Annotated in this window: 11 protein-coding genes; 5 read left to right on the forward strand and 6 right to left on the reverse strand. The window is 38.9% G+C overall.

What is annotated here, in order from left to right:
- Positions 1–8: 8 nt before the first annotated feature.
- Genes narH through narI form a run of 3 tightly spaced genes read left to right on the forward strand, consistent with a single transcriptional unit; the run spans position 9 to position 2,949 of the window.
- Positions 9–1,559, forward strand: coding sequence for a nitrate reductase subunit beta (narH, locus tag WMO13_RS04945; RefSeq protein WP_026878029.1), 1,551 nt, complete (start codon positions 9–11; stop codon positions 1,557–1,559).
- 9 nt (positions 1,560–1,568) lie between these two features.
- Positions 1,569–2,246, forward strand: coding sequence for a nitrate reductase molybdenum cofactor assembly chaperone (gene narJ / locus WMO13_RS04950; RefSeq protein ID WP_051395994.1), 678 nt, complete (start codon positions 1,569–1,571; stop codon positions 2,244–2,246).
- 10 nt (positions 2,247–2,256) lie between these two features.
- Positions 2,257–2,949, forward strand: a complete 693-nt coding sequence (gene narI, locus WMO13_RS04955; RefSeq protein ID WP_026878028.1) for a respiratory nitrate reductase subunit gamma — start codon at positions 2,257–2,259, stop codon at positions 2,947–2,949.
- 133 nt (positions 2,950–3,082) lie between these two features.
- Here narI and WMO13_RS04960 read toward each other — a convergent pair whose 3' ends face one another.
- Positions 3,083–3,967 carry an Abi family protein gene (locus tag WMO13_RS04960; RefSeq protein WP_026878027.1) on the reverse strand — a complete coding sequence of 295 codons (885 nt, stop codon included), beginning with the start codon at positions 3,965–3,967 and terminating at the stop codon, positions 3,083–3,085.
- Positions 3,968–3,969: 2 nt separating this feature from the next.
- Positions 3,970–5,376, reverse strand: a complete 1,407-nt coding sequence (gene hydA, locus WMO13_RS04965; protein WP_026878026.1) for a dihydropyrimidinase — start codon at positions 5,374–5,376, stop codon at positions 3,970–3,972.
- A 451-nt stretch (positions 5,377–5,827) separates the two neighbouring features.
- Between hydA and WMO13_RS04970 the strand changes: the two genes are divergently transcribed.
- Complete coding sequence (locus tag WMO13_RS04970) at positions 5,828–6,406, forward strand: lipocalin family protein (protein WP_084331376.1); 579 nt, start codon at positions 5,828–5,830, stop codon at positions 6,404–6,406.
- Positions 6,407–6,713: 307 nt separating this feature from the next.
- On the opposite strand, the gene WMO13_RS04975 is transcribed toward WMO13_RS04970, so the two are convergent.
- Entirely contained in the window at positions 6,714–8,060 is a 1,347-nt protein-coding gene (locus WMO13_RS04975; protein ID WP_084331391.1) for a YjiH family protein, read from the reverse strand.
- Positions 8,061–8,587: 527 nt separating this feature from the next.
- On the opposite strand from WMO13_RS04975, the gene nhaA reads away from it, so the two are divergent.
- The gene (gene nhaA / locus WMO13_RS04980) at positions 8,588–9,739 is read left to right on the forward strand and encodes a Na+/H+ antiporter NhaA (RefSeq protein WP_026878024.1); all 1,152 of its coding nucleotides are present in this window, start codon (positions 8,588–8,590) and stop codon (positions 9,737–9,739) included.
- A 389-nt stretch (positions 9,740–10,128) separates the two neighbouring features.
- On the opposite strand, the gene WMO13_RS04985 is transcribed toward nhaA, so the two are convergent.
- The 3 genes from WMO13_RS04985 to ribH all read right to left on the reverse strand — a co-directional run bounded on the left by WMO13_RS04985 (position 10,129) and on the right by ribH (position 13,881).
- A complete protein-coding gene (locus WMO13_RS04985) occupies positions 10,129–10,347 on the reverse strand; it encodes a glycine zipper domain-containing protein (protein WP_026878023.1) in 219 nt (72 codons plus the stop codon).
- A 220-nt stretch (positions 10,348–10,567) separates the two neighbouring features.
- Positions 10,568–13,243: an aconitate hydratase AcnA gene (gene acnA / locus WMO13_RS04990; protein ID WP_026878022.1), complete on the reverse strand. Its 2,676-nt coding sequence runs from the start codon at positions 13,241–13,243 to the stop codon at positions 10,568–10,570.
- Positions 13,244–13,416: 173 nt separating this feature from the next.
- On the reverse strand, positions 13,417–13,881 hold the full coding sequence (gene ribH / locus WMO13_RS04995) for a 6,7-dimethyl-8-ribityllumazine synthase (protein ID WP_026878021.1): 465 nt from the start codon (positions 13,879–13,881) through the stop codon (positions 13,417–13,419).
- Positions 13,882–13,987 lie beyond the last annotated feature (106 nt).

Consider the following 13,987-nt stretch of genomic DNA (forward strand, 5'->3'; position numbering starts at 1 on the left):
AATAAATTATGAAAATTAGAGCACAAATTGGAATGGTTCTAAACCTTGATAAATGTATCGGTTGCCATACCTGTTCAGTTACTTGTAAAAATGTCTGGACCAGCCGAGATGGTGTTGAATATGCTTGGTTCAATAACGTCGAAACTAAACCTGGCATTGGTTATCCTAAAAATTGGGAAGATCAGGAGATCCATAAAGGGGGCTGGGTTCGTAATAAGAAAGGGAAATTACAACTCAAGCAAGGCACAAAGTTTAAAGTGCTCGGTAATATCTTTGCTAACCCGAATATGCTTAGTATTGATGATTACTATGAGCCTTTCACTTACGATTATGAACATCTACAAAAAGCGCCGAGAATGAGTACCCCTCCTACTGCGCGTCCGATCTCTGCGATTACCGGCGAGAAAATGGAGAAGATTGAGTGGGGGCCAAACTGGGAAGATGACTTAGGTGGCGAATTTAAAAAACGCGCCAAAGATCAATTATTTGAAGGAATTCAGAAAGATATTTATGGTGCCTTTGAAAACACCTTTATGATGTATCTTCCCCGTCTTTGCGAGCACTGTTTGAATCCTGCTTGTGTGGCAAGCTGTCCTGCAGGATCAATCTATAAACGTGAAGAAGATGGGATCGTTCTTATTGACCAAGACAAATGTCGTGGTTGGAGAATGTGTGTTTCCGGGTGCCCATACAAAAAAATCTACTACAACTGGAAAACAGGTAAATCGGAAAAATGTATCTTCTGTTTCCCTCGTATCGAGTCAGGTCAACCAACAATCTGTTCAGAAACCTGTGTCGGTCGTATTCGCTATCTTGGCGTATTACTCTATGATGCCGACAAGATTAGTGATGCGGCAAGTACCGAGAATCCTGAAGATCTCTATGAATCACAATTAGATCTCTTCTTAGATCCCAATGATCCTGCTGTTGCGGCGGAAGCGCTTAAACAAGGAATCCCCCAAGAGTGGATTGATGCTGCAAAAACATCTCCGGTCTATAAAATGGCTGTTGAGTGGAAAGTGGCATTCCCATTACATCCTGAATATCGTACGCTTCCAATGGTCTGGTACATTCCACCACTTTCCCCAATTCAATCAGCTATAGAATCTGGTGTGATTGGTGAAAATGGCCTCATTCCTGATGTCAATGAACTCCGTATCCCATTGCAATATTTAGCAAATCTCTTAACTGCCGGCGATACCAATCCTATTCTTAAAGCGCTCTCGACCATGATTACAATGCGTAAATATATGCGTAATAAGACACTCTATTCGCAAGAACGCGCAGATGAAACGCTATTGAATGCGCATTTAAGTGCCAAACAGATCGAAGAGATGTATCAAATTATGGCAATTGCCAATTATGAAGATCGTTTCGTGATTCCAACGACACATAAAGAGCTCGTGGAAGACACCTTTGCAGAAAAAGGTAGTTGTGGCTTCTCCTTTGGAAACGGATGCTCAGGCGGCGTCAGTAAAGAGAGCCTCTTTGGTAATAGTAAAGCTGTACCGATTAACCTCAATGATCTTCGCAATCGCGCGAAAATCAAACAGCTATAGGAGAAGATTATGTCAACATCTACCCATCTATCTATTTTTAAAGTGCTTTCAATCTTACTGCAATATCCAACACGGACTTGGCTAACGGAATTACCTGAAATAGAGAGCTATAGCACAGAAACAGACCCGCAATCGTATCAAACCTTACAATCACTCTTTGAGCAACTGCAGGATGATGAGATCACATTACAAACAGAGTATGTGGCGACTTTTGACCGCACACCGACTCATTCGCTGCACCTTTTTGAGCATCTTCATGGTGAAGATCGGTTACGTGGTCAAGCGATGGTGGATCTTTTAGAAACCTATCGTGCGAAAGGTTTTGAACCTACTGCTAATGAATTACCAGATTACTTGCCTCTTTTCTTAGAGTTCTTAGCGTCTATTCCCAAGGAAGAAGCGCTACCACTCTTAGGAGATGCCATTCATGTGATTCATTATATTGGGGAAAACTTAGCTAAAAATGGCTCCCCCTATGCGGCGATCTTTGAGGTGATTGACCGATATTCCCCCGTTGAAGCTGAACCGTTAAAAGTCGCACCTATTCGTAATATGGAAGAGGCAATGGAACAATTTGGGCCAAATGCTGAGGGTATTGAACCACTCTTATCCCATTCTTTCAATCTAGGAAGTCATTCACAAGGATGTGAATCAGCTTCACTCTCCGCTTGTCACAAATGCCAATAAGGGAGGCATTATGAATTATCTTAATACATTTCTCTTTGGGATCTATCCCTACATCGCCCTCTCGATCTTCCTTTTAGGTAGCCTTGTGCGATTTGATAGAGAGCAATATAGCTGGAAATCTGATTCTAGTCAGTTACTGCAACCTCAATATCTCGGTCTTGGAAATATTCTCTTTCACTTAGGGATCATTGGTCTCTTTTTCGGACACTTTGTGGGGCTTTTAACGCCGGTTCAGGTATGGGATTTCCTAGGCGTGAGTCATAGTAGTAAGCAGATTCTAGCAATGACTGCCGGTGGTATTATGGGCACAATGGCGCTCATTGGTCTTCTGATCCTGATCTATCGTCGTTTTAGCTCGGCGCGTCTTATGGCAACATCAACATGGCGCGATAAACTGGTCTTAATCTGGATTTTAGTAACGCTACTATTAGGTCTTAGTACTATTATTGTCTCCTCGCATCATACCGATGGCGAAGAGATGCTCAAACTGATGCATTGGGCGCAATATATTGTCACCTTCCGCGGCGGTGCTGTTGATCTACTTGCCGGCGTAAGCCCGATCTTCAAAGCACATATCTTTATGGGCATTACACTCTTTGTGATCTTCCCCTTTACACGCTTAGTCCATATCTGGAGCGGTATCGGTACCGTTGCATATTTAGGTAGAAGACCTCAATTAGTGAGAAGTCGTCGTTATGAGTAATAACTCACTATGAAGCTTGATCCTATAGATATAATTTTATATAATTGATTACAACAATCCCCCCAACTTCTGCCTAGTTACTATTTTTATAAATAGTTAATCTAGGAACTACAGAATTGGGGGCTATTTTTATCTATTTATTTTTCCATAAGAACCAATTTTCTAATTCCAAATCAGGTTTTAATCCGAGTAGCTGTATATCAATTACCCCATTCTTTGATGTTGGAAATGTCTTTAATAATTCCCAAAACCGATATCCCCAAGAAGAATTTGGACAGATAACCTTTAGCATTCTTTGCATTAAACAAAAATAAAAAAACACTTGGTTATTAGGAAGCTTATGAAACATTGGGTCTTTCATACCTCTTATCTTAGCTCTCCCAATTATATGTCTGTTCCATAATCTTCCGTGATGTGCAGAAATATTTCGTATCACATTAAAAGCGTGTAAATGGGTTTCTAATTGACTTCCTGAAGATAACCGATATTTTCGAGCAATTTTATCTTTATCTCTGATGTCCATATGTTTAAATAATTTAGATAAGGTACCAAAGCTAAAAATTTCACAAGCAACCCAAATAGGGATATTCCCTCCATAATATTCAATATGATGCTGTATAAATGAATCTTTAGAATCCCTAATAGCTTGATTATAACGCTCTTTTGAGAAATTTTTGACTGTCAAATGGGCTAAAGGTTCTTTTTTACCTAACAGATAAGAAATATCAACCCTAATGGCTATTTCAATTCGTTCTAAAGCATCTAATGCTAATAGCCTCAATCTTTTATCAAAAATATATAAGGAAATCACATCATCAAAATGACTATCTGGTAAAAATCGATTAATAGGCTGTTTATTATGAAGCTGTTTAAATAGATACCAATATCCACTTAGTCGGTAGTACCCCACACGCTCTAAATATGTTCTAGCTCTTTTTTTATTACTAATGATAAGCCCTCTCTCTTTTAATAAAGAGAGTTGCTCATCAAAACTTTTCCATTGCTTTAGTAATTTCATTTTTACCCCAATACCTCAGGCGAATGCTTCAAGTAATCGAAACAGCGGCCATAAGGCTTAGCGTATTGTCGTCTGCCTTGCCCTTTGTCTCCGACAAATTGTCCTTTTTCTGCCATTAAAACACCCCGCAAGAATACTTGATCAGGTCGTCCTTTGACTTTAAAGCCTTCAAAGGCTGAGTAATCAATCCCTTGATAACTCTCTCTATTAGAGATCTCCCCTTCATATTGATCATCCCAAATCACAATATCCGCATCACAACCAACGGCAATGCGTCCTTTATGCGGTAGATTGATCAATTTTGCAGGATTAGTTGCAGTAATCTCAACAAACTTTTGTCGGCTAATACGCCCCGTTTCAACACCATAAGTCCAAAGCATCATCATTCGCTCTTGCATACCCGGAACACCGTTAGGAATTTTAGCAAAATCACCATAGCCGGTCTTTTTCTTCTCAAATCCTCCAATTAATGCACAGTGATCAGAGCTTGCAGATGTTAACCACCCTTTACGAAGCGCTTCCCAAAGTGGTTCTTGATTAGCTTTATCTCGAATAGGTGGTGCACAGACATATTTTGCCCCTTCGAAATTCGGTAAACCTAAATAGGATTTATCAAGTAAAAGATAATGGGTACAGGTTTCCCCATAAATAGGATATCCACGGTTATAGGCATCTCGTATCGCTAACATCGAATCTTTAAGTGTCACGTGCACAATAAAGAGCGGTGCGCGCGTTAAAATCGCCATATCGATACCTCGGTGCGTAGCTTCCACTTCAGTAATCGGAAGACGAGAATAGTAATGGTCAATTGTCTGCTCAGGGTGTTCCTTCTCTAAAATCTCTGTGAGATAGGAGATCATATCGGAATTTTCACAATGAAGCATTGTGGTAATGCCATATTTACGCGCCTCTCGCATACAGTGCATAATCGTTTCATCATTAGAGTAATATTCACTCCCCTTATAACCCATTAAGAGCTTAATCGTTGAAACACCATGCTTGGGCAGATTTTTCACATCGTTAAATAATCCTTGATGGCCGCCTCCCATGACCATTGAGTGAAAAGCATAATCACAGCTAGCAATCCCGGCAGCTGTTTGATCATGGGCTTCAATCGCTTCACTAAAAGTTTCTCCCTCATGCATCGGCGCAAAATCAATGACTGTCGTTGTCCCGCCAACAAGTGCTGCATGGGTTGTTTCAAATCCTAATCCCCCAAAAGAGCCTAAGTGGGTATGCTCATCAATACCTCCCGGAAGAATATACTTTCCCTTTGCATCGATGACTTGATCTGCAGGTAATTCTGTCTGTGTAATCGCAACAATTTTCTCCCCCTCAATCAAAATATTGCCTTGATATTCATGATCAATATCTACAATAGTGCCATTTTTAATTAAAAGCGTTGCCATATTTGTGTTACTCCTTATTCTTTCTTTACTAATTTTTTTACTTAATCTTACTTCTGCAATGATTTATGATGATTACACTTTAAGTCTTGTGAGTTTCAAATCTTAGGGACTTTGGATCTTAAGCTTGGCTTAATCATTCATATTCATAATGGATACTTACCATTCCTTCAAAAAACTATCGATACTATAGACATCATCAATAAAGCATTAAATATCTTATTAACCTTAATATCTTATTAATCTTAATATTACATTGACTTTAATATTACACTACATTTAATACTAAAAATTAAATACTTAATTTTATATTATTCAATATGTTTATTTATATTTCAATTAACATTATTAATGCATCCATTAGATCTATCATCAACCTCCTTAATAGATACGTCTAATACCTATTTATTAATGAGCAAACATCCATTAGCAACATCCATTTAAGGACATTACAATGAACAAAAATCGTCTCAAATATTTGGCCTTTTTAACCCTAGGCACTATTTTAACCTCGGCTACGGCGGCTTCTCTCTCTATGACACCAGTAGAGCCTTTTGACAAAGAGCGATATCTTGGGACTTGGTATGAAATCGCGCGCCTTCCGAATCCTTTTGAAGAAAAATGCCAACGCAATATCTCTGCCGAATATACTTTGATTGACAATCAAATCCAGGTGCTCAATCGTTGTGAGCTAGCGGATGGCACGGAACATGAAGCAGAAGGTGTAGCGGCCTTTCAAAATAGAAGTGGCAGTCAACTTTCTGTCAATTTCCTCCCTGCTTGGCTTCGTTGGCTCCCTTTTACCGATGGTGACTATTGGGTTATTCGCCTAGATAATGATTATCAGATCTCTTTAGTGGGTGAACCAAGTGGTGAATATCTCTGGCTTTTAGCCCGTACGCCAAACTTACCAGAAGCGGTCATTCAGGATTATCTACAAACTGCACAAAATGCCGGTTACGACAATATTGATCAGGTGATCTTTGTGAAAAATGAAGCACAAGCATCGACAGAGGCTCAATCTTCACAATAATCTACGATCTACTATATTACCTAGCTGATTAGATCAATATATGAAGCCCTTTAAGATCGATTAAAATCTTAAAGGGCTCTTTTCAATATTAGGTCAAATTTTTCAGAGGTTTTTATAGTAAGATCGATTCAAAATACGCTTATTTAAATGCCGGCGCATCAATTGCAAGATGCAAGGAATCTGTTCTATCCGGCATCTGGCAAGCGTTTTTAGTCAGATTTTATCTTATTGTTAAAATCCCATACTAACTACTTAAAAACCATTTTTCTTAAACCAAATTTACTATAAAAATACGCTTCCAATAGCACTATATCCATCCCATTGCAATCCCTAAGCGGAAAGCAATACTCGCCAAAAGAATCGTCAAAACGGTACGAATAAACCAGATTAAGACAATTTGCCAGATCTTAAGCGGGATTTTCGTCGCTAAAATACAAGGGATAGATCCTGAAAAGAAAAGGATACTACTAATCGAAGTGACTGCCGCAATATAACGAATTGGCAACTCCGCATCCGTTAATAAAATAGCCGGCAAGAACATCTCGGCTAAGCCTGAGGCAATTGCACCGCTGTGTGTTATCGCTTCATCAAAGCCCGTCATCCAAAGAAAAGGTTTTAATACCACACCAATCCAATCAAAAAGTGGGGTATATTTCGAAAGGATCAGACCTGTAAATCCGATGGCCAAAATAGAAGGAGCAACAATCGACGACATTCTTAAACCATCTCGAAAGTTTAACCACATCATCTTAAAAACATTCGGGCTATTACGATATTGACTCACCCCTAATCTTGTTGCATGTCGCCATTTCTCATTTTTAGGTGTTTCTGGTAGTGGATTCTTCGCAGTATTATCTAATAGTGAAATCGGCGGTAAATAGAAGGTAATCGTCGTTACAACAAAAGTAATAATAAAAGTACTCCAGAAAAAGAAGTTCCAAGAGCCCATTAATCCGAGCGTCTTCGCCACAATAATCATAAAGGTCGCAGATACCGTAGAAAAACCTGTTGCAATCACAACCGCTTCACGATGAGAATATTGCCCTTGCCGAAATACCCGATCGGTAATCAATAATCCAATAGAGTAGCTTCCAACAAATGAGGCAACGGCATCAATGGCAGAAGATCCCGGCGTTCTAAAGAGAGGCCGCATTAACTTCTCCATAAATACCGAGATAAACTCTAATAACCCAAAACCGATTAGAAATGTCAGCGCAATTGCCCCAACAGGAATGAGTAACCCCACCGATAGTGCAAGCTTTTCAAATAGAAAAGGTAACATATCGGGTTTCATCGCCCAAGCCGGCGCGGTTTCTGTAAGATAGAGTATTGCAAGAATCAAACCAATGACTTTAAAAACCGAGAAGATCTGTGCACTCAGTGAGTTACGAAAAGTACCGGTAATATAGGGATAAAAAGCACCAAATGCCATAATTAATAAAATCGACGTAATCGCTATTGGTCTCAGTTGTTGCGTTACAAATCCGGCAATATGATCGAGTAAAATTGTTTCTTTTCCGCCAATATCAATAGATACAAAGAAAAAGACAATTCCAATCAAACTATATAGAAATAATTTAATTAAAATCCAATTATCTGATTGTGCAACTTTAGGGGGCAAAGATTTGACCTGTTCTCCCCCTTGTAATGTCATCTCTTTCATTACATTCCTCCTATGGTTATGTTATATGGTCATATCGTCGAGTTTTATGTTCTTGTTATATTTTTTATTACTAATTTAGTATTACACGTTTATTTTTACGTTTTTATATCTTTATTGACGACTCGACTCTCTTCAATGTATATACAAGCTCCCTCCTTTGTCAATACATTGTGCCTTTATAATGTGACAGTAGCACAAATCTCCTCTGAATACATATCGCTAAACTCATTTAATAAATAGATATAAGCAGTTGAATATATGATACTTATATTTCATAATTGATTATTTTTTAAGCACTAAGGTACTTTAAAACTATAACCTAGAGCCGCTTATGTTTATACTAAAAGAAGAACCAGCAGCGGTGCTTTTTTGGAATGTGAAATTCAGATATTGAATGCACCGTTGCTTTTTTTATAAACAGTGGTGATTTGTGACTTATCTATTAAACGAAACAAAAAGCCACATTTAACATTAATACCTTATTTTTTCACACCTGACTCATATTATTAGGAGCCTAGATGTACCAGAAGATTAAATACTTTTTTACCCTTCCAACTGCCGGCGGCATTATTTTGATGCTCTCAGCCGTTCTCGGTTTAATTATCGCCAATAGTCCCCTCTCCAACATCTATTTCTCAACATTGGGAAGCTATATCGGTGGACTATCAGTCTTACATTGGATCAATGATGCTTTAATGGCCATCTTCTTTCTCTATGTAGGATTAGAGTTAAAACGAGAATTTATTAGCGGAGAACTTGCAACTAATGCTCAACGTATTTTGCCAGGTCTAGCCGCTTTTGCAGGGCTTGCTGTCCCCGCTGTTATCTATTTCGTATTGAATATAGGCGATAGCGAAGCGATTGGCGGTTGGGCAATTCCTACTGCAACAGATATTGCCTTTGCGCTTGGAATCGTCGCACTACTTGGTAGTCGAGTCCCTGTTTCTCTTAAAATCTTCTTAACGGCGCTTGCGATTATCGATGATTTAGCTGCCATCCTAATTATCGCGCTCTTTTATAGTAATAATCTAAATCTGATCTATCTACTCGGTGCATTAGTGGTGCTTATTTTGTTGATTGTACTTAATCGCCGTAAAGAGACTCGTGCAATCTTCTATATCATTCCCGGCATTATCCTCTGGTTCTTTGTCTTAAAATCAGGAATTCATGCAACGCTTGCCGGCGTTGTACTCGCTATGACTATTCCGCTTAATGGTGTGAAAGCAAATAAAAAAGGGGAAACACCTCTACTCGCTTGGGAACATGGTTTAAGTGATTGGGTTAGTTTCCTAATTATTCCACTCTTTGGCCTTGCTAATGCTGGTGTCTCATTTGCTGGACTTGAACTCTCTATGCTAACGCACCCTATTGTATTAGGTGTTGCACTCGGTCTCTTCTTTGGTAAACAGATTGGGGTATTCGGTATGGTCTACTTAGGCGAAAAACTGGGCGTATTTAAACGTCCTAGCGGTGCTACTTGGATTCAAGTTTATGGGATCGCCCTACTTTGCGGGATCGGTTTTACCATGAGCCTTTTCATCAGTATGTTAGCTTTTGTAAGCCCAGAACTACAAGATTTGAGTAAAATCGGTGTCTTTATTGGTTCTATTCTTTCAGGTGTTTTAGGCTATATCGTTCTTTATATGAATGGCCATAAAAATGCTCAATAATGAATGATCAATGCTTCAATATAGAAATCATAAGAATGAGCTTGATATTGAATTAAACTTAAATTATCTCAAATAAAACAAAAGCCTGTGAATAGATCACAGGCTTTTTTATGTAGTGAATACAGGTCAATTTTGAAATTGTTGAATATCAAACGATTTATATAGTAAATTTGGTTTAAGAAAAATGGCTTTTAAACAACGCTTGCATGATGCAGGATAGGACGGTTTCCTTACCTCGATCAACCGATGCCCGGCATTTTAATAAGCTTATTTTGAACCGATCTCACTATAATTATATGATTAATATCACTTCTATAAATATTTAAATAATATACACCTTTATTGGTTAGTATTCATTACACAATAAATATGATGGCATATTCCTGTTATTATAAATTTTTGCCAATTTCACTACCGACAAATGCTCCGACAGCTGCACCACCCGCAGTACCTAAAATAGTATCCGTAACGGCTTCACCTGCTACAGCACCTACGCCAGTTCCCACAACCATCCCTTTTTGACTCTTACTCATGCCATCCCAAGTAGAACAGCCTGCTAACATTGCAATTACAGAAACAACCATTAAACCTTTCATCATTGATTTCATTTTTGACTCCTTCTGACCTTATTAATATCTGTTACATGAATCTATAAGATTACATAACATAAACATCTACTTAACAATATAGCACTATCCAAAAATTTTGCACAAAAAAAGAGATGCTTTTGCACCTCTTCTTCTTATTATTAATAATTAATATTGCCCTAGTATTTGGTCAGTATTTAATAAACCTTACGCATGCTAGTGTACTAATATCAATCACCTATTACTTATGTTCCGCGATCATTTGGCGTAATACATAATGTAAAATACCGCCAGATTTGTAGTAATCGACTTCATTCAAAGTATCGATTCGGCAAAGTACCGTGAATTTCACTTCACTTCCGTCTGCTTTCTTCGCAATAACCTCAATATCTTGTCCAGGCTTAATATTATTATCAAGCTTAATAGAGAATGATTCTTCCCCTGTTAAACCTAAACTTTCAGCATTCTCACCATTTTTATATTGAAGTGCTAAAATCCCCATGCCGATCAAATTTGAACGATGAATACGCTCATAGCTCTCTGCAATTACGGCTTTCACACCTAAGAGATTAGGTCCTTTAGCAGCCCAGTCACGGCTTGAACCACTACCATACTCTTTACCTGCTAATACGATTAACGGTGTATTCTCTTCCGCATAACGCATTGCCGCATCATAAATAGGTAATGTTTCACCTGTCGGGATATGTTTCGTATAACCGCCTTCCACATCTTGTAACATTTTGTTACGGATACGGATATTCGCAAATGTACCACGAATCATCACCTCATGATTACCACGACGAGAACCATAAGAGTTAAAGTCTTTTGGCTCAACCCCTTTTGCTTGTAGATAAAGACCCGCAGGAGAACCTGCCATAATCACACCCGCTGGCGAAATATGGTCAGTTGTGATTGAATCACCAAAGTATGCTAAAACATTCGCATTCTCGATAGATTTTACAGATTCAATTGGCTGATCGATCTTCTCGAAATATGGCGGATGTTGCACATAGGTAGAATCGCTATTCCATTTGAATGTTTCGCTCTTCGTGACATCAAGTGCCTGCCAATGTGCATCACCATCAAATACGCCATCATAACCTTTACGGAACATCGTACCATCGACTTTGGCAACCGCTTCTGCAATTTCGTGATTACTCGGCCAGATATCTTTCAAGAAGACATCATTACCATTTTTATCTTTCGCGATAGGATCTTTCGCAATATCGATACGAGTAGTACCTGCGATTGCAAATGCCACAACTAATGGAGGAGACGCAATCCAGTTGGTTTTGATTTGTGGATGAATACGACCTTCGAAGTTGCGGTTACCAGAGATTACAGCAGCCATAGTAAAATCGTTATTATCGATCGCTTCGCCCACTTCTGTAATTAATGGACCTGAGTTACCGATACAGGCAGTACAACCATAACCTGTTAAGTTAAAGCCTACTTCATCAAGATATTTCGTTAACCCTGCTTTATCGAGGTACTCACTGACTACTTTTGATCCAGGTGCTAGTGAGGTTTTAACCCAAGGTTTGCGGGTAAGTCCTAATTTCGCCGCTTTCTCTGCGACTAAACCTGCGGCCATCATCACGCTTGGATTTGAAGTATTCGTACAAGAAGTAATTGCAGCAAATACGACATCTCCTTGGTTGATCGTGACATCTTTACCATCAATATAGATATCGGCAGCTTTATTAATATCATCATTATTATCAGCTACAAATTTCTCAAATGCATTTTTCAAGTTAGGAAGCGTCACACGATCTTGAGGACGTTTTGGACCGGCCATACTTGGTACTACTGTGCTTAAATCGAGCTCTAATGTATCTGTAAATACAGGTTCATCACCAGCATTACCCCAGAAACCTTGCTCTTTTGCATACGCTTCTGTACGTGCGATCACTTCTTCATCACGACCCGTCAAACGCATATAGTTCAATGTGATCTCATCCACAGGGAAGAAACCAACAGTTGCCCCATATTCCGGTGCCATATTGGAAATTGTTGCTCTATCTGCTAGTGGTAACTCTTGTAAACCATCACCGTAATATTCTACGAATTTACCAACAACGCCTTTCTTACGAAGCATCTCAACAATTGTTAAGACTAAGTCTGTTGCGGTCACGCCTTCTTTGAGTTTACCGGTTAATTTGAAACCGACAACTTCAGGAATCACCATTGAAATAGGTTGCCCTAAGATCGCAGCTTCCGCTTCGATACCGCCTACGCCCCATGCTAATACTGAAAGGCCATTCACCATAGGTGTATGTGAGTCTGTACCCACACAAGTATCCGGCATAATCCAAGTTTTACCATCTTTCTCATTCACCCAAGCCACTTGTGAAAGATACTCAAGATTTACCTGATGACAGATCCCTGTTCCTGGCGGAACTACGCGGAAATTATCAAAGGCAATCTGACCCCATTTCAGGAATTCATAACGCTCGCCATTACGAGACATCTCTAATTTCACATTCTCTTCAAATGCTGAATCTGTCCCGAACTTATCGATCATAACCGAATGGTCAATGACAAGATCAACAGGCGCTAATGGATTAATATGCTTAGCATCACCACCGGCTTTGACCATTGCGTCACGCATTGCCGCTAAATCGACTACTGCAGGAACACCGGTGAAATCTTGCATCAATACACGCGCTGGGCGATATTGAATTTCCCGTTTAGATGAACGGTTTTTAGCCCACTCACCGATTGCAGCAATATCATCGGCATTAACGGTCACATTGTCTTCAAAACGGAGTAAGTTCTCGAGCAGAACTTTCATAGATTTAGGTAATCTAGAGAGATCGCCGAGCTTCTCTTCTGCCTTTTTGATTGAATGATAATGATACTCTTTACCACCTACATTTAAGGTAGAGAGCGTGTTTAATGAGTTTACTTTACTCATAATTAAACCTCCAAAGTTAAAAAATAGTCTGCTTGTAAATTCTTTATAGTGTTTATGTAGCTTTATTTTTATCTTTTATTCTTATATTGACAGCTACAACATTATATCTTGCTCATAATAGCAAGAAACCACTATAAATGAAATTGTAAAAAACATTACACTACCTTGAGCAGTTAATTAATCTCATCAATCAAGCTCAACATCTCAACGACACCAAGCGCCGCAGAAAAGCCATTATTACCTGCTTTCGTGCCGGCCCGCTCTAACGCTTGCTCAATAGTATCTACCGTTAAAACACCGAACATCACAGGCTTTCCTGTTTCAAGACCAATTTTACTAATCCCCTTTGCGGCTTCCCCTGCCACAAAATCAAAGTGCGCAGTTGCCCCACGAATCACAGCACCTAAACAGATTACGGCATCAATATCTGCTTTTTCTGCAAATTTCTTAGCAATAAGCGGAATCTCATACGCACCCGGTACCCATGCAAGAATAATATCTTCTTCTTTAATGCCGCTACGTAGTAATCCGTCTTTAGCACCATCGATTAATTGCTTGGTAATCAAGCTATTAAAACGACCTGCTACTAATGCGATTTTTTTACCTTTAACTGATAATTGACCTTCTAATACTTTCATTTTCTACTCCTTACTTATCAATAAATTGAATGATATGTTGATAAAACATGTTTATAAAATAGGCTTATAATTTTAGCTTTGATTCTTGATTCTTGATTCTTTTGCC

Origin of the sequence: Ignatzschineria larvae DSM 13226, assembly GCF_038500265.1 — a bacterium.
Taxonomy (GTDB): domain Bacteria; phylum Pseudomonadota; class Gammaproteobacteria; order Cardiobacteriales; family Wohlfahrtiimonadaceae; genus Ignatzschineria; species Ignatzschineria larvae.

Bases quoted from the DNA above. Each gene is read 5' to 3' on its own strand.
- narH (WP_026878029.1), top strand. From the start codon at position 9: ATGAAAATTAGAGCACAAATTGGAATGGTTCTAAACCTTGATAAATGT.
- narJ (WP_051395994.1), top strand. From the start codon at position 1,569: ATGTCAACATCTACCCATCTATCTATTTTTAAAGTGCTTTCAATCTTA.
- narI (WP_026878028.1), top strand. From the start codon at position 2,257: ATGAATTATCTTAATACATTTCTCTTTGGGATCTATCCCTACATCGCC.
- WMO13_RS04960 (WP_026878027.1), bottom strand. From the start codon at position 3,967: ATGAAATTACTAAAGCAATGGAAAAGTTTTGATGAGCAACTCTCTTTA.
- hydA (WP_026878026.1), bottom strand. From the start codon at position 5,376: ATGGCAACGCTTTTAATTAAAAATGGCACTATTGTAGATATTGATCAT.
- WMO13_RS04970 (WP_084331376.1), top strand. From the start codon at position 5,828: ATGAACAAAAATCGTCTCAAATATTTGGCCTTTTTAACCCTAGGCACT.
- WMO13_RS04975 (WP_084331391.1), bottom strand. From the start codon at position 8,060: ATGACATTACAAGGGGGAGAACAGGTCAAATCTTTGCCCCCTAAAGTT.
- nhaA (WP_026878024.1), top strand. From the start codon at position 8,588: ATGTACCAGAAGATTAAATACTTTTTTACCCTTCCAACTGCCGGCGGC.
- WMO13_RS04985 (WP_026878023.1), bottom strand. From the start codon at position 10,347: ATGAAATCAATGATGAAAGGTTTAATGGTTGTTTCTGTAATTGCAATG.
- acnA (WP_026878022.1), bottom strand. From the start codon at position 13,243: ATGAGTAAAGTAAACTCATTAAACACGCTCTCTACCTTAAATGTAGGT.
- ribH (WP_026878021.1), bottom strand. From the start codon at position 13,881: ATGAAAGTATTAGAAGGTCAATTATCAGTTAAAGGTAAAAAAATCGCA.